General features: G+C 58.9%; 22 protein-coding genes, 1 tRNA gene and 1 pseudogene. 4 read left to right on the forward strand and 20 right to left on the reverse strand.

The features are described from left to right. Positions 1-136: 136 nt before the first annotated feature. The 3 genes from LCW13_RS05765 to LCW13_RS05775 all read left to right on the forward strand — a co-directional run bounded on the left by LCW13_RS05765 (position 137) and on the right by LCW13_RS05775 (position 2,804). Positions 137-1,177, forward strand: coding sequence for an adenosine deaminase (locus LCW13_RS05765; protein ID WP_317292824.1), 1,041 nt, complete (start codon positions 137-139; stop codon positions 1,175-1,177). Positions 1,178-1,335: 158 nt separating this feature from the next. After that, positions 1,336-1,409 (forward strand) — tRNA-Gly (locus LCW13_RS05770). Between the two features lie 165 nt (positions 1,410-1,574). Beyond that, the gene (locus tag LCW13_RS05775; RefSeq protein WP_225347781.1) at positions 1,575-2,804 is read left to right on the forward strand and encodes a tyrosine-type recombinase/integrase; all 1,230 of its coding nucleotides are present in this window, start codon (positions 1,575-1,577) and stop codon (positions 2,802-2,804) included. Here LCW13_RS05775 and LCW13_RS05780 read toward each other — a convergent pair. From LCW13_RS05780 to LCW13_RS17515, 20 genes and pseudogenes are all read right to left on the reverse strand, one after another. Continuing rightward, a complete protein-coding gene (locus tag LCW13_RS05780) occupies positions 2,801-3,037 on the reverse strand; it encodes a helix-turn-helix transcriptional regulator (protein ID WP_200019334.1) in 237 nt (78 codons plus the stop codon). The two genes, LCW13_RS05775 and LCW13_RS05780, sit on opposite strands and share 4 nt — an antisense overlap. A 2-nt stretch (positions 3,038-3,039) precedes the next feature. Beyond that, positions 3,040-3,372 carry a DnaJ-like cysteine-rich domain-containing protein gene (locus LCW13_RS05785; protein WP_225347782.1) on the reverse strand — a complete coding sequence of 111 codons (333 nt, stop codon included), beginning with the start codon at positions 3,370-3,372 and terminating at the stop codon, positions 3,040-3,042. A gap of 91 nt (positions 3,373-3,463) precedes the next feature. Then, positions 3,464-3,652, reverse strand: a complete 189-nt coding sequence (locus LCW13_RS05790) for a hypothetical protein (RefSeq protein WP_225347783.1) — start codon at positions 3,650-3,652, stop codon at positions 3,464-3,466. Then, the gene (locus LCW13_RS05795; RefSeq protein ID WP_225347784.1) at positions 3,649-4,746 is read right to left on the reverse strand and encodes a hypothetical protein; all 1,098 of its coding nucleotides are present in this window, start codon (positions 4,744-4,746) and stop codon (positions 3,649-3,651) included. Before LCW13_RS05795 ends, LCW13_RS05790 begins: the two co-directional genes overlap by 4 nt. Beyond that, positions 4,743-4,997 (reverse strand): hypothetical protein, encoded by a 255-nt coding sequence (locus LCW13_RS05800; RefSeq protein ID WP_225347785.1) that lies wholly within the window; start codon positions 4,995-4,997, stop codon positions 4,743-4,745. The genes LCW13_RS05795 and LCW13_RS05800 overlap by 4 nt, the downstream gene beginning before the upstream one ends. Continuing rightward, positions 4,994-5,350: a hypothetical protein gene (locus LCW13_RS05805; protein WP_225347786.1), complete on the reverse strand. Its 357-nt coding sequence runs from the start codon at positions 5,348-5,350 to the stop codon at positions 4,994-4,996. Before LCW13_RS05805 ends, LCW13_RS05800 begins: the two co-directional genes overlap by 4 nt. Beyond that, positions 5,347-5,565 (reverse strand): hypothetical protein, encoded by a 219-nt coding sequence (locus LCW13_RS05810; RefSeq protein WP_225347787.1) that lies wholly within the window; start codon positions 5,563-5,565, stop codon positions 5,347-5,349. Before LCW13_RS05810 ends, LCW13_RS05805 begins: the two co-directional genes overlap by 4 nt. Beyond that, the gene (locus tag LCW13_RS05815; protein WP_225347788.1) at positions 5,562-6,281 is read right to left on the reverse strand and encodes a hypothetical protein; all 720 of its coding nucleotides are present in this window, start codon (positions 6,279-6,281) and stop codon (positions 5,562-5,564) included. The genes LCW13_RS05810 and LCW13_RS05815 overlap by 4 nt, the downstream gene beginning before the upstream one ends. After that, positions 6,278-6,451, reverse strand: coding sequence for a hypothetical protein (locus tag LCW13_RS05820; RefSeq protein WP_225347789.1), 174 nt, complete (start codon positions 6,449-6,451; stop codon positions 6,278-6,280). The genes LCW13_RS05815 and LCW13_RS05820 overlap by 4 nt, the downstream gene beginning before the upstream one ends. A gap of 19 nt (positions 6,452-6,470) precedes the next feature. Next, a complete protein-coding gene (locus LCW13_RS05825; protein ID WP_225347790.1) occupies positions 6,471-7,385 on the reverse strand; it encodes a DNA cytosine methyltransferase in 915 nt (304 codons plus the stop codon). Beyond that, positions 7,382-7,999, reverse strand: coding sequence for a hypothetical protein (locus LCW13_RS05830; RefSeq protein ID WP_225347791.1), 618 nt, complete (start codon positions 7,997-7,999; stop codon positions 7,382-7,384). Before LCW13_RS05830 ends, LCW13_RS05825 begins: the two co-directional genes overlap by 4 nt. Before the next feature lie 211 nt (positions 8,000-8,210). Continuing rightward, positions 8,211-8,756: a single-stranded DNA-binding protein gene (gene ssb / locus LCW13_RS05835; RefSeq protein ID WP_225347792.1), complete on the reverse strand. Its 546-nt coding sequence runs from the start codon at positions 8,754-8,756 to the stop codon at positions 8,211-8,213. Between the two features lie 18 nt (positions 8,757-8,774). Next, on the reverse strand, positions 8,775-9,695 hold the full coding sequence (locus tag LCW13_RS05840; RefSeq protein WP_225347793.1) for a recombination-associated protein RdgC: 921 nt from the start codon (positions 9,693-9,695) through the stop codon (positions 8,775-8,777). 124 nt (positions 9,696-9,819) lie between these two features. Next, on the reverse strand, positions 9,820-10,170 hold the full coding sequence (locus LCW13_RS05845) for a hypothetical protein (RefSeq protein ID WP_225347794.1): 351 nt from the start codon (positions 10,168-10,170) through the stop codon (positions 9,820-9,822). 746 nt (positions 10,171-10,916) lie between these two features. Next, on the reverse strand, positions 10,917-11,192 hold the full coding sequence (locus tag LCW13_RS05850) for a hypothetical protein (protein WP_213115247.1): 276 nt from the start codon (positions 11,190-11,192) through the stop codon (positions 10,917-10,919). 159 nt (positions 11,193-11,351) lie between these two features. After that, positions 11,352-11,831, reverse strand: a complete 480-nt coding sequence (locus LCW13_RS05855) for a hypothetical protein (protein ID WP_213115248.1) — start codon at positions 11,829-11,831, stop codon at positions 11,352-11,354. 42 nt (positions 11,832-11,873) lie between these two features. Continuing rightward, positions 11,874-12,293 (reverse strand): PIN-like domain-containing protein, encoded by a 420-nt coding sequence (locus LCW13_RS05860; protein WP_213115249.1) that lies wholly within the window; start codon positions 12,291-12,293, stop codon positions 11,874-11,876. Beyond that, entirely contained in the window at positions 12,277-12,960 is a 684-nt protein-coding gene (locus tag LCW13_RS05865) for a MerR family transcriptional regulator (RefSeq protein ID WP_213115250.1), read from the reverse strand. Before LCW13_RS05865 ends, LCW13_RS05860 begins: the two co-directional genes overlap by 17 nt. A gap of 301 nt (positions 12,961-13,261) precedes the next feature. Continuing rightward, entirely contained in the window at positions 13,262-13,756 is a 495-nt protein-coding gene (locus LCW13_RS05870) for a S24 family peptidase (RefSeq protein ID WP_225348113.1), read from the reverse strand. A 30-nt stretch (positions 13,757-13,786) separates the two neighbouring features. Further along, a pseudogene (locus LCW13_RS17515) lies at positions 13,787-13,993 on the reverse strand (helix-turn-helix domain-containing protein); the annotation flags it as partial. A gap of 374 nt (positions 13,994-14,367) precedes the next feature. On the opposite strand from LCW13_RS17515, the gene LCW13_RS05880 reads away from it, so the two are divergent. After that, entirely contained in the window at positions 14,368-14,862 is a 495-nt protein-coding gene (locus LCW13_RS05880; protein ID WP_213115252.1) for a phage regulatory CII family protein, read from the forward strand. Positions 14,863-14,935 lie beyond the last annotated feature (73 nt).

Below are 14,935 nucleotides of genomic sequence, written 5' to 3' on the forward strand. Positions count from 1 at the left end.
GGCAGTGAGTAGAGAAATCGCATTTCCCGCGCCGTCACTCCTCAAGGTGGTCTCGGGATTGCTAGAATTGCGCCATCAGGCTGTGGTGAGCGCTCCGCGATCTTCCAGCCGCCGCCTTTCATTGAGGAGACGGGCCATGACCCTTACCCCGCGCATGCACGACTTTCTCGCCCGCCTGCCCAAGGTGGAGCTGCACCTGCACATCGAAGGCTCGCTGACGCCGGCCTTGATGTTCGAGCTGGCGGCGGAGCAGGGCATCACATTGCCCTACGCCACCCTGGAGGAGGTCGAGGCGGCCTATGACTTCGCGGACCTGCCTGCCTTCCTCGCGCTCTATTACCAGGGCATGGGCGTCTTGAATGATGAGTCACACTTCTACCGCCTGGCGCAGGACTACTTCCGCCGTGCGAGCGCCGATGGCGTCAAGCATCTGGAGCTGTTCTTCGATCCGCAGGCGCATCTGGCGCGTGGCGTGAGTCTGGAAACCCAGTTCGCGGGGCTGGAGCGCGCCTGTCGTGAGGCAGTGAAGGAATTCGATATCACCTCGGCGCTGGTGCCGAGCTTCCTGCGTTGTCATTCCGCGGCGTCTGCGCGCGAGCTGTTCGACGCGCTGATTCCCTTTGAATCGCGCTTCGTGGGTGTCGGCCTGGACAGCGCCGAGATCGGCAATCCGCCGGAGAAGTTCACCGAAGTCTTCCAGCTTGCGGGGGAGCGCGGCTGGCATCGTGTCGCGCACGCAGGTGAGGAAGGCCCGGCAGAGTACATCCGCACGGCGCTTGAGGTGCTGGGGGTGGAGCGTATCGACCACGGTGTGCGCTGCCTGGAAGATGCCGCCCTGGTCGCGGAGCTGGCCGAGCGGCGTATCCCGCTGACGGTGTGTCCGCTGTCCAATGTCGCGCTCAAGGTGGTGGAGCGCATGGAAGACCACCCGCTGCCGAAGCTGATCGATGCGGGCCTCAATATCACCCTCAACTCGGATGACCCGGCCTATTTCGGCGGCGGCATGCTCGACAACTTCATCGCCGTGCAGCAAGCGCTGAACCTCAGCGAGGCGCAGTGGCTTACCCTGTGCCGCAACGCCATCGACGCCGCCTTCCCGCAGCGCGGCGAAGGCCTCGGCATGAGTGACGCCCGCCGTGGTCTGCTGCTGGCGCAACTCGATAGCTGCGCAGCCTGAGAATTATCACCGGCGCTTGAATACTGAATGCAATCAACGGCTTGGCCACCAACATCGCCAGTACGACGCCGCCTGCGGCAACCGCTCCATCAGATGTTGCTTGACCGCGCTAAGTCGTTGAGTACAATGCAGTTCTGGCGTGCGCAATGCACCGCCCTGCGGGTGTAGCTCAATGGTAGAGCAGAAGCTTCCCAAGCTTAAGACGAGGGTTCGATTCCCTTCACCCGCTCCAATAGGGCATCTTCTGATGTTCTAAATTGATTCTAACCTCCTGATTTTGCTATCAACTAGCAGTCGGGAGGTTTTTCGTTGTGCGTCCATATATCCCAGTAGGCCGATCATTCCTGTATGTTGTCGTGTATGTTGTTCGAGAAACATACACGAGGCCCCCTCCGACATGAAACGCACCGCCATCAAGCGCCGACCTTTGGCCGATTCCGTGCTTGCCAATCTTGAACCTGAGCAACGCATCTATCGCGAGAGCTATGGTGTGGACCGCCTGTATTTCGTGGTGTTGCCCAGCGGCACCAAGCGGTGGGAAGTCAGGTACAAGCGTCCCTCAGATGGCAAGTGGGCGTGGGTTGGCGCTGGTAGCTACCCCAAGGTTTCTGCCAAGCGTGCGCGAGCCAAAGCGTTGGAGGTAGCCGCCATGGTGGACGAGGGGGTTGACCCTATTCATGGTGAGCAGCAGCAACAAGGCATCTCATTCCGTGAGGCATCGAAAGCCTGGTTCGAGCACAAGAAGATCCAGGGGAGAGCAGTCAAGACGCTCACGGGCATGCAGCTCTGGATGAAGAATGATGCTCTCCCAATGCTGGGTGACATGCCTCTAACGGATGTGGGGCGCAAGGAGTGTGCTCAGCTGCAAAAGCATATTGAGGATCGCAAGGCGCACAACACAGCGGAAAAGAGTCGAGTATGGCTGAAGCAGATATTCGACTATTCCATTGCAAGCGGCTGGGCAGACAGCAACCCCGCGACCAATCTTGTGGCCATAGCGGCGCCGACGCCTGTAGCAGACCGCTACCCGCACCTTATGGAATCCGAGCTTCCGGACTTCCTGAACAAGCTGAGTCTTAGCACGAGTTCGCTGCATGTGCGTACAGCTGCCAGGGTTGTGATGCTGACTGCATCACGCCCCGGGATGGTTCGAATGGCAGAGTGGCAGGAGCTCGATCTCGAGGAGGCTATCTGGAGTGTCCCTGCTGAGAAAATGAAGACCAGACGGCCTCATCGTGTGCCACTTTCCAAACAGGTGGTTCAGCTTTTGAAGGATCTCAAGCCCGTGACCGGACGGTCGAGGTGGGTATTCCCCGGGCAAGGGGAGGCTCCGACCATCAGCGACATGAGCATTAATGGATGCTTCAAGCGTATTGGCTATGGTCGGAAGATGACAGGCCACGGCGCCAGGCATACCGCCAAGACATTGTTGGCTGAGCATGGCTGGAGCCGAGACTGGACAGAAACTCAGTTGGCTCACAAGCGCCCAGGACTCGAGGGCGTGTATAACCAGGCTGAGTATCTGGAGGAGAGGAGGGAGATGATGCAGTGGTACGCCGACTATCTTGATGCCTTGGAAGCCGGCGATGGTAAGGTGCTGAAGAGGCTGTCACGCAAGACTGTCTAGCCACGAGTTGCCATTCGCTGGGTCATCCATTGATCGATCTCGCTTTCGACCCAGCGGATCTGGCAGGTACGGAGTTCTTCTCTCCCGAGCTTGATGGGTTTCGGAAAGTCCGGATCTTCATTGCGCAGCTTGTAGAGCTTTGACCGTGACAAGCTGGTCTTTTCAATGAGCTCATTGGTAGTGATGAAGCGGAGCTCGTGTTCGCTGTGTAGTGCTTGAGCTGTATCTGACATTTTCAGTCTCCTTGATATCGACCTTGGCCATAGCCCATGGCCTCACGTTCTTGCTCTGCCTGTCGCGCCGCCTGGTATTGCTCCACGGCCTGACGCACGCCGGGCACCTTCATCAGCTGGGCATGTGCTTGTCGCCAGTGATCGCGGCGCCGACTGATCATCACGATCAGGTCTTCCAATGGCAGCGCCTCACCATCGTCAGCGGCGTACCCGGTGCCATGGCAGTGAGCACAGGGCGAACGATGGAAGACGCCATGGAATGTGCCGCTGCCACCACACTGCGGGCACGGGCCATGTGCTGGCGGCTCCCACGTTGATTGCGATACCTGACGCATCTGGCCTCCCTGCGGGCACAAAAAAACCACCTCGTGGATGGCCGTGATATTCGAGGTCGTCGACTCTCAATATGCATTGATTTACAAGGGATTATTGCTTGTCTTCATGCTCTGGAGAGGGAGGTCGTCGACTCTTGAGAAACTCTTCCAGGTATTGAATTCGCTTCTTCTCGACTCGTTTGACCTGCCTGCCGACATCCCAGATGACGAGCGAGATAATCCCCCAGATGGCCAGCGTGATTCCTATGGCGACGAGTGCATCGGTAATTGTGATGTTCACTGGTCGCCGCCCTCCGCCTGCTCTCGGTGCAGGGTGGCCATGCGGTTGACCAGCTTGCAGATGCCCACTGGATTCATATCCCACGCATCCTCACCTATCGACTTTGCGAAGCGGGAAAGATCGTGGGGGTTAAGCGCCTCCAGCGCCTCAGCCTTCATGCGGGCGTCTCGTCGGGCGAGGGCGTCTGTACCTGTGGCACTTACAGCTCGTGTCCAGCGTATTGGTGCTTCGTTGATCACGCTGTAGTCCTGAAGTGCAATGTGTTTCAGCCCGGGCAACAGTGCCTCGAATGCCACGTAGAGGCCATTGCCGCTTGCCTCTAGCTCTTGGATGCGGGAATGCAGGCGCGCACTGGAATTACCAGGATTCTCGTTGACCACCGATCGCCAGGCAGCCATCGCCGCACTCGTATCTGGATCGCGTTCTGTAAGCGCCCACTGCTGAAGCTCGTCGTGAAGGGTGCGCCCACTTTTCACTAGCTCGCCAACGTGCGCCACCAACGCGTCCCGCTGCTCTGTGATGGCCACCAAGTGAGTTTTGGTATTCTCGAGCCGAGTATCACGTAGCGCCGCATAGTCGCTAGCAGCGCTGGCGATAGGGTTGTTTTCTATGAAGTTATCGAACGAGGCATCTGCCCCACAGTGAATAGCTTCATCGATCACCGTGCGGATAAGTGCCTCCAATGCATCCCGCTCCTCACGAAGTCCTCGGGCCTCCTGCCAGTGCTCGATCAGGTAGGCCAGGGAGCCGCACACTGACCGGCACAGTGACTGTTCGTTGCACTCGGTTCCGTGGGGAAGATCCACCACATGTGGCTCGATCAGATCGGCGCAGTGATGGTAGGCATCGGAAGCAGTCATCTCCGGCTCGTGGCTGCGATCTTCCAGTTCGGCCTTGAGCCGGTCCCGATCTGCCTCAGCCTTCCGAAGACGCTTGAGCGCATCCGCCATCAAGCCGGTGATGGATACATGCCCGCTCACTCCGCCGTCATACTCGATTTCGAAGGCGTTACCCTCGACGGTTTCCGGCGGCGCTTTGGCCAACAACTCGGCCTGATAGATGAACAGGTCCGTCAGGTATTGTTCGTTGCTCACCACTCTACCTCCTGAATGCCTATGGCATTGACCTCTTCATGCTCAGCCAGATCGCCGCAGAAAGTCCGGTCGGGCTCAATGACTAGCTTCACGACAAGATGCCCGGTCCGGCCTATTACGGCTTCACACGCCACTGGCGCATCCGCATCCCCCTTTACCTTTCCCTCTATCAGCGGACTCACCATGTTGGAGAACGTCTGTTGCAGGACTGCCGGATTCAGCCCGACCTTGATTTTCTTGATGTTGCTCATGCCTCGCCCTCCGCCTGCTTGCGGTACTCGGCGGCCAGCGCCTTGGTTGATCGACTGGCCGTGAAGTGCTCCATGCCTGGCTGTGCAGCAAGCTCCTTCAGCGCCTCAGTCTTCATGCGGGCGTCGCGGCGGGCGAGGGCGCCGCCTTCGTCATGTACCAACCCCGCTATCTTCTGCACGATTTCGTCTGCTTCACCTTCGCTCGAGGCGTAAGTCAGGCTGTCGGCCAGTGCCGCCATCTCGGAGAACTGAGCCGCCAATTCATCACGCTCAGCCTCCACCTTCAGCGCGGCCTCTCGAAAGCGGTTCTTCTGCTCCACCGAGATCATCGGCATGTCGCGTAGAGTGGTCATTGCAGCATCTCCCCAATGTGTTTCATCAGCCGCTGCCGAGCCATCTCAACCTGCGAGGGCGTGAGAATGTCAGCGAACATCAATCGCGTAATGGCGTCGGCCTGGTTGTCCCACGCTTGTGATCTGCTGGGGTCGATATCCACACCCTGATCAGCCAGCTGCTGCGTGATGGATGGGGCCAGCGCGCCCATCTGGATTTCCACTTGCTTGCTCATGCTGCCTCCTTGGCAACCGCCCTCATGACTTGCTTGATCGTGGCCGGCCCGATGCCCTTGATGGCCGTCAGCTGCTGCTCGATGCCGTCTGCCTGAAGTTCGGCCAGCGTCTCGATGCCGGCATCTTCCAAGCGGCGCATCACCTTGGCGGGAAGGTCGAGGTCTTCGACGCGCAGCCGGTGGTTGTCGGCGCGCCACTTGGCGGCCAGGGTGCCGATGGCGCCTTCCACGAATTCGGCGTAGTCGCCGGCGCGGATGCCGTCGATCAGCCCACAGAAGACGACGCGGGCTTTCTTTGACTTGTTGAGCGGCTGGCTGCTGACCATGTACCAGCGATCCGGCTCATGGATATGCACCTGGTTGTAGGCCAGCTGCACGATGCACTTGCCGTCGTCACTCTTGATGGTGGCGTGGTTGCCTGCGTCACGTTGCTTCTCTCGCCGGGCTTCTGCGCGGGCCTTGTCCAGTGCCTGCTTCGTCTCGTGGCGGATCTGCTTGGCCTGCTTCTCGGTGGCGTCCAGCTTGGCGCGCAGTCGGTCGGCGCGGTCCTTGTGCTGCTGGGCTTCCTTGGCGGCTTTCTCGGCCTGCTTGAGCTTGCCTTCAAGCGCCTTGCTGCGCTGGCGTTCTGCCATCAACTCGGTGCGCAGGTCGGTATTGGTGAGCTGCTGCTGAATGGCGAAGGCGAGGGGATCATCGTGCTGCAGTTGAGTGTTCATGCCTTGCTCCCTTGTACGTTGCGTGCCGGCCCCACCAAGGGCGGCTGGCCTTCATCGAGCGTCCACTCGAATATCAGGTGGCAGTCGCCGCATTGCTTCTCGTTGGTGCTGCTGTACAGCACCAGTGCCGTGCTGCCGCATTGAGGGCAGCGCTTGGTGGATGTCTTCACGGGGTGTCTCCGGAGGCGCTCACGCGGCTTGCTGCAGCGCCTTGATGATGTGGCTGACCGGCGTAGGGCATACCGCGTTGCCGAGCAGATGCACGGCGAGGCGGTGGTTGTCCGGTAGCTGGTAGGTGTCGGGGAAACTCATAGCCGACCGACATTCCCACCGGCTGAGCATGCGCATGCGGTCGCCATCGACGATGGCCCAGCGATCGCGCGTGGTGATGGTGCCGATAGGGCGATACAGCGAGCGTCCTGTCTTGGTGTTGCCGTAGTAGCTGATCAGGAATCGCTCGCCGTGGGTGGCGCGGCCAGCGCGAACACGCTCGAGAGTGGCGGCGGCTCGTCCGGGCTTCTCGATGGGTTGCCATCGGCCTGACTCGAAGTCGATGAAGCTGGCGGCTGGCAGGTGATCGAGTGTCGGCAGGTTCAGCTTGAGTGGCTGGGCAGACTGGGTGAGCACCAGGAACATGCGGATGCGGTTCTGTGGGGCGCCGAGATCCGCGGCGTCTACTACATGCGGGCTGACGGCATAGCCCAGTGCCTGCATGGCCAGCACCCAGGGGCGGTAGAGCTGCCAATCGAGGAACTCGGGGACGTTCTCCACGAGGATGGCTGGCGGCCGGTGATACTCGGCAGCTGATACCACTGCCCAGGCAGTCGAGCGGCTGGCATCGTGCTGAGGGTTGCCGCTGGCCTTGCCTCGCGCCTTGCTGTGGCCCTGACAGCAGGGCGACGCCAGCATCAGATCATGCGCGGGCACCTGACTCCAATCCGCCTGATGCAAGTCCTGGCAGATGTGCGCTGCCTTCGGATGGTTGCGGCTGTGCCACTCGACAGCATCCGGCCAATGGTTGGCAGCCCAGGCCACGTTGCAGCCGGCCATAGTGGCACCGGTGCTGAATCCTCCGGCACCGGCGAAGAGGTCGATGACGTTCATGGCGTCACCTTGCGATGGCCTGCGTCGTAGAGTGCGCCCAGCAGGTACTCTTCCGACAGTGCCCCATGCAGCTCGCGCTTATGAGCGTCAGCCGCGGCCTTGGTGATCTGCTTCATGTCCTCGATCGCCGTCTCGCGCTCGCTGTGAATGGGGCGGAAGTCATTGTTGGCAGTGTACAAGTGCGCAGTTCTCTCCGAATCGCTTGAGGTGCAGATCGTGTGGCGGCTGTCGATGTAGATGATGCGAGCCTCTACCCATTTATCAGACCAACCATGGCTAACCTCCACCACCGCACCCACCGGCGGCAGGCCATCGCCATTCCAGTCGCCTGGATCGACTTCATCTGCTGAGGTGGTTGGAACCGCATCGCAGACTGGCCGCTCGAGGTGTTGGACGTGTGCCAGCAGCGCCTCTTCCCATTGTTCCCGGGTGATGACGATGCGGCGCTCATGGGCGCCGATCCATGCGTAGTGCCATTCGTTGTTGGTCGGGCCCTTGATCCAGCCCTCGAGGTCACCGTGGCCGTTGTCGGTCGGGAGGTTGCATTCCGTCTCGGGTCGCGGCCACGGGTGAGGGAGGTGCAGCAGGCTTTCCATCAGTTGATCGCGGGTCATTGGCGCTTGTCCTCTTTCAATATGCTGTCCATGGCACTTGCTCCCCAAAGCGCCAAGACGATGAGCAGAAGCGCACCAGCCCCGAGGAACATATAGATCATGGTTACTCTCCCTTGGTGAGCAGCGTGTCGAGCCAGCCACCGGCGAGCAGGTAAAAGAAAGCCGCCAGGCAAGTGGCGGCGATGAGCAGCGGGTGAATCATGGTCATTGGCTAGAACGGGATCTCGTCATCGAAGTCATCGAAGCTGCCGGCTGGCGGTGCCCCGAAGTTGTTCGGCTGCTGCTGGCCTGCTGGTGGCTGGCCTATACCGTGATGCGTGCTTGCGGGTGCCGGTTGCTGGTAGCCGCCTTGCTGCTGGGGTGGCTGCTGATAGCCCTGCTGAGCTGGCGGCCGCTGTGCCTGGGATGGCTGGCCGCCACCGGAACCGCCGAGCATCTGCATGTCGTTGGCGACGATCTCGGTGCTGTAGCGTTCGATGCTTTGCTGGTCCGTCCACTTGCGCGTCTGCAAGCGTCCTTCGATGTACACCTGAGCGCCTTTCTTGAGGTACTGCTGAGCGATCTCGGCGGTCTTGTTGAACAGCACCACCCGGTGCCATTCGGTGCGCTCCTGGACGTTGCCGGTCTGTTTGTCACGCCACTTGTCGGTGGTGGCGATGCTGATGTTGGCAACGGCTGAGCCGCTGGGGGTGAAGCGCACCTCTGGGTCTTGGCCGAGATGGCCGATCAGGATCGCCTTGTTGATGCCGCGGGCCATGCTGGCCTCCTTGAGTGGTTACGTGGCGGGCTGAGCTTCGCCACCCATCCATGAGATGAGGTCTGATGCCACCTGGTCGAGCAGGCCAGCCATCAGTGCGAAGTCTGCTTCCAAGCGCAGCACCGGGTCTTCGTCATCATCTTGGGCGTTGGCCTCATCGATGATGGCGTCTGCGAAGTGCAGCTGCTTGATCGACATGTCATCGCAGAGCGTCATTGCTACCTTGCCATCCAGCTCAACGGCCATCTGGCTGACGATGTGCCCGAGGCTGAGAGCGGTCTGTATCTCTTCACCATCAAGGTCGTACAGGCGGGCACGGAGCACGCCATCCTCACCACCTGGCGCCGTGAGCGTGACGGCATCGCCGACGATCAGGCCTTCCGGGCGTGAACTCACATCCTTTAGCCAGGTCGTCATGACCTGTGAGGGTGGTTGAGCGACTGCCAGCGGCGTCACCTTGAGGCTGCCGAGAGACTGTCGCAGTAGGTCCAGCACCTCTTCGGCCCGCTTGGCCGTGCTTGCGTTGATCGCGATCAGTCCGCTGCGGCGACTCCACCACAGGTCAGTGCGCTTGGAGCGCGTGAAGGCCCGGGGCAGGAGCTCCTCGTATATCTGCTCCTTGAGTGTCAGCTTCTCCCGCCGGCGAAGCGGTCGGCCTTCAGTGGCCTCACGCTCGGCGACTCGTTCATCCAGCTCATCCTTGATGACGCTCGATGGCAGGATGCGATCCTGATAGAGCGCCGAGACCAGGAAGTGTCCGGACACTTCATGCACCAGCACATCGCTGTCTCGCCCCGCTGGCGGCACCCACCCGATTCGCTTGGCCTCAACCCCAGACACCGGCCGGAACCGATACTCGGGTAAGCATTCAGCCAGGCGGCCATCGTCAAGCGGCGTGCTGTCGTGCAGACGGTAGAGCTGTAGATTCTTGAACCACATGGAGGCTTCCTCATGGATGGTTGAGCGCACAGGTCAGCCCCCAGAAGAGACTGGCGTGTGAGCACAAAAAACAAAAAGCCGCCTCAGAGGGCGGCTTGGATTTGATTTAGATAGCTTGCAGAAGTTAATTAATCTGGGACAGCGCAAATATAACGAGTATGAAAATAATGATTGCGCCGATTATTTTTCCACCGAGTTCAGCTTCTTGGCCGCGCTTCTCTGTGTCTGCAATGAGTTTTTGAGTATCGGCCTCTAGCTCAGCATTAAGAGCATCGCTTTCTTGGGCGTACATCTCAAAAAAGCGAGCCTGCTCTTCGGGGCTCATGCCTTCCGTATGCTGCTCAACGATAATATCTTGCTGATCTAAAGCAAGTTGGTGGATATTTTCTCCGCGCTGGGCGGCCTCTGCTAGCTCGGTGTGATTTATCTTCACCAGCTCCCTTACTGCCTTCCTGCTTAGTGATCGATCTGTCATATGCCCCCTCCCTGGTTCTCCTTATCGTAGCTTAAGGAGCCGCTAATGAGGTAGCGCCCCAGAAGAGGCTGGCGCGTGAGCACAAAAAGGCCCACCGGTTGGGGTGGGCAAGGTGCGCCGAGAGACACGATGAAAAGGGGGATGCCCAAAGGCCCCGTCAGGGACGTGACGGGAAGCACAGGCACTGCAGGGAAAGGGCATGGGTAAGCCGACACATAGAGTGACGGCTTGCTGATGGCCTTTCTTGGATGCCCTGATCTCGCCCAGGGCAGCGCCATTTCATCCAGCTGCGATACCAGATGATCCGGTTCCGTTGTGGTTTGGCGTGGGCTTCCCTCCTCTCGGCTCAATCGCATCGTCGAGATTCTTAGGGCCATTACAACGCCGGTGATGCAGCCCGGTGCACAAGTGATGGAGGCACGGCCGGCGAGGTCGTATGCCCAGTATTTCGACAGCCCTAGGCGAGGGCGTACTCCCAGCGGCCTCTCGCGTGTCTAGCGCTACGGGCGGGCTGGGCATGCCTGATTGTTAAAGAGCAGCCGCATTGCCCGGCGGTTCGGGACTCATCAGGCGATACCGGCAGTGCCGATGCCCTCTGATAAGCGCTGTCTCTCCAGCTGTCACACCACTTGCCCAGGTGTCGGGGGTAAGGCCGCTAGCGCAAGGGAGGAACCGGCGCCTTACCTGCGGGTGGTTATGCTCGTAATCCCACTGGCACCACCTGCTGGCCGTGGGGCGAGGCGGGATCAGCGACTGGCAAGCTGCTGACCATGCGTAATCTGAGGGGTGCAGAGGCTGGCGGCATTGCGATGGAAGTCCGGCCAGCCGCGGCGCTGTGATTCGGTGAAACCGGCCTTGGCGTCTTCCTGCCACATGGCGGTCATCTCGCAGTATTCGGCTTCGCTGGCGGTCAGCTGGCGCGGGCCATCGGTCTGCTGGGTGAGGCTGGCGAGCGTGACCAGACCGCCGACGATGACGGCGAGGGTGATAGCTGAACGATGCTTACGGGCTGTGTCGGTCATGGGCTGCTCCAATCCACTCAGTGACGATGGCGATGTGCCGTGTCGATGGATCAAATATGAACTATCGGTTCAGCTACAGTCAAGTACCAAAAGTACATCTTGTGATTTAGACAATAAAAAACCCGCCACGATGGGCGGGTCAGATGGCCTGCGGGAGGCTTAGCGGTCTGCGTTCTCGATGCGTCGCTTGTACGCCTCGGCGGCCTGAGTGTCTGTGCCACCGTGTTCCGCGTAATCGAAGCTACCGGCTGGAATGGGGGCTGGCTCCCGCGTCTTTTGTGGTTGGGGAGGGGCTGGCGGTGGGGTGGGGGATTTCGCCCCGTGCGCGGGCTTGCTGGCGGTCAGTGCGCTATTACGACCGCAGTGATGACAGATGGTGGCCTGCTTGGGAATCAGTGAGAGGCAGTGCGGGCATTCCTTGTCAGTGGACTTGGCGCCGCGCAGTCGGCGGCGCTTGAGTTTCACCGGGTCGCCCGGCATGGCGATGACGTAGAGCATGCCCATCAATGGTGTGCCGAAGAATCCCACCGCGCCCGCCGAGAGGACATCCACACCCTTGTAGTACGCGGCATGCATCACGGCCAGCCAGGGCAAAAAGAAGAGAGGGAAAAACAGAATCATGATGATAGCTGCAGACATGAGTTCGCCTCCTTGCGAGTCATGTTGAAGGTTAACTGAGCTTTACTTTGCCTGACTCAATCTTTCACCCTTTAAAGTTGGGGTATAGTTGAAAGGAACCTCATACCAATACGCATTCTGCGATGATATGAGGATTTTTGATAGATCAGGCCACCACTTGAGTAGTTGGAGAGCTATTACCCACCCTTTCTTTTTGGACCATTTTTTGTCGAGATTAATGATAGTCAGTCCCGATGATCGAAACACAATTTTTTCTGGTGCACCTTTGTCAAATTTGTCTTTTGACAGGATTGCCCAGTTGCCTTCAGCTCGGAGTGTCTCTAACCACTCATGATCTGGAGTGCCGGGCTTAAATTTTTCTGTGGCATGCACAAAAGTATGATTTTCATTGAGTAACTTTTGTAAGTGGTTCATTGCGGCCGCGAGGGCTGGGCTGATGTTTTCATCAATGAATATTCGCACCAACTGCTGTCCTTGTTTCAAAGTTGGCAGCACGTATCACTTCATCTTCCGTGATTCCAAACTGTCTAGCCACTATTTCGGCATTGCCGTCCTCAGCCTCAAAAGCCTGGGCAAGAGTTCTAGTCGGCATGCAGCTGGGTAAGACATGAGGTTTGCCAAAGCCGATTTTTGGGTCTACGCGGATATTTTCGTCAGACGGATCAGGTTGCCACCACTCCGGAATTTCATTTTCATTGAAATGGATCATCTCCAGAATTGAAGGCTGCATCACTTCAGTAAATACATGTTGGAAAGTTGTCACATCTGACATGCATTCGTCGCCACTCTCTTTCAGAGTGTTAAGGAAAATCGCTCGGCCATCAGTAGAAAGTCTAGGATTGGTCAAGGGGTAGTCATCTGAATACTTCTCGCGCAGGTTGATAAGCGCGGCGCGAATAGCTTGCAGAGATACCTTGTGCTTACGTAGCGCCGACACAGCCTGTACCTCGAGAAGATCTCGAAAGCTAATGGCTTCACTGGCACCGAGAGCACTGGGCTCTGGCTCCCACAAAGGCTTTCGCCTGTCACTTTCGGATAGCAACCAGCGCCGGATGGTTTTGGAATCTATGCCTGTCAGCTTTTCAGCTTGTTTTGGGCTGTAGAGCCCTATGCCAGTCAATGTTTTCATGGGCATCACCTCTCAAATTTTGATGCCTTCCCTTTTATATCAATAGGTTATGTGTATTTGGGCACCCTTCGGTATATACAGTTTAACTCACTCCGTCACTGGCGTCGCAGTCCCTTCTCTCGCTCCTTCGACAAATTGACGTGGGCCCACCACACGGGAGGGCCGCGAGTGACATAGGAGGGTGTCACCAGTGACACGGGGAGGGGCGCACCGGTGATACGGGGAGGGTCGCACCAGTGCTACCCCCAGAACCTACCTATTAGAACCACTCTCTCTGGTTACGCGTGCGCACGAGGATTTCTCAGGCAAACACTTCCCACCAGAAGACTCGGCCGATGATCTTCGGGGCATCCGGATCGCCCAGAGTGTAGACCTCCTCCGGGTACTCGAAATGGTTATCGCTGACCACTCGCATGCGGCCCAGCGGTAAGCGGTAGAGGCGCTTCACGCGCAGCATGCCGCCATGGTCCAGCGCGTAGATCTTGCCATCGATGATGTGGCGGCAGCTCTTGTCGATGCCGATGGGTGAGCCGTCAAAGATGGCTGGCTCCATGGAATCCCCGGAGACGGTGGCGCAGGCAGCCTGCTTGGGGTCTACCCCGGCACGCGCCAGGCGCGGCAGGCTGAAGCGCATGTACGCCCCGTGGTTCTCGATGACTTGAGTGCGGCCATCGCCCGCCGCCATCTCGACTTCGCGGAAGTAGGGGATTTCCACCTCATCCTCAGCTAGCGGAGCATCGCCATCCACGATTTCAGTTTCATGGAAGACCAGCTCGTTTTTCCTGGTCTCCCGCATTGGGCCAGTCCCGAACCTCAACCACTCCGCGCGTACGTTCAGCCCTTTGGCGATCGCCACCAGCTTAGCTTGGCCTGGCATTGACTCGGCATTGAGCCATTTGCTCGCAGCCTTGGGTGTAACGCCAGTGAGGTTTTTGAGGTGCACGCCCTGGCCCCGATCAGGTATGCCCTGCTCAGCTAGTGCTTTCTTGAGGCGGGAGACGAACTCATCCCTTTCTGTCAATGAATGAACCATGGGTCCAATGATGATTGGACTTGCTTTGACTTTCAGTACACGTCTATTATGTACTTTCGGTACAAATTGAAGGGTGAGCAAATGAACTCCTTGCGCGAATTGGTCGAGCAGGCAGGAGGTGTGGAGGCGGTATCTAAGGCATGTGGAGTTTCAATCCGTGCCGTTTACAAGTGGATCGAAAAAGGATGCCTACCGAGGACTGAGTACACGGGTGAAACCTGTCATGCAGAGGCCATCGCGGAGATATCACCTGCTGGATGTGACGCTGCAAACATTCGAGCGCTGTTCACGCCCAAGAGAAGCACCGCCTGACACCAACAGCATAGCCAGCCGCCCATATCGGCTTAAACGGAACGAACACGGAGAGATTCACCATGGACAGCCATACAGCCCCCGAACGTGACATGGATACCTATCTGGATGCGGTGCATGACGTGGTTTTCGAGTGCTGCCCCAAGGTGCTGGCAAGCGATATCGGCATGTCGGTGAAGTCGCTTTACCGCCGGGTGGCCGAGGACGACCCCATGCCGATGCGACTGATCGACGTGGTGGGGGTCTTCTGGAACGTGGATCGCGAGCACCAGTTGCGCCTGATCGCCCCGTTCCTCGATCACCTGGGCATGGTGGCGGTGCCGCGCTGCGAGAAGGGCGAGGTGAGCCGTGGTGACGTGTTCGCGTCAGTGCTGGATGCCCAGCAGGGGCAGGGCGCGATGGCAGCGCTGATTCAGGCGGCGATTGCGGATGGCGAGGTAGACGAGGAAGAGGCGGCGCAGCTTGAAGCGCAGCACAAGGCCATTGAGCAGCAGATGAGCACCCTGATGGGCCAGCTGCAGGCGATGCGCAAACCGCTGAAGGTGGTGGGCCGGTAACCGGGCACCAGATACGAAAATCCCCCGAAGGCGTCGAAACCAATCCGGGGGAAGCATCTCACTATGCCAAGGG

It is taken from the genome of Cobetia amphilecti, from assembly GCF_020217465.1.
GTDB lineage: Bacteria > Pseudomonadota > Gammaproteobacteria > Pseudomonadales > Halomonadaceae > Cobetia > Cobetia amphilecti.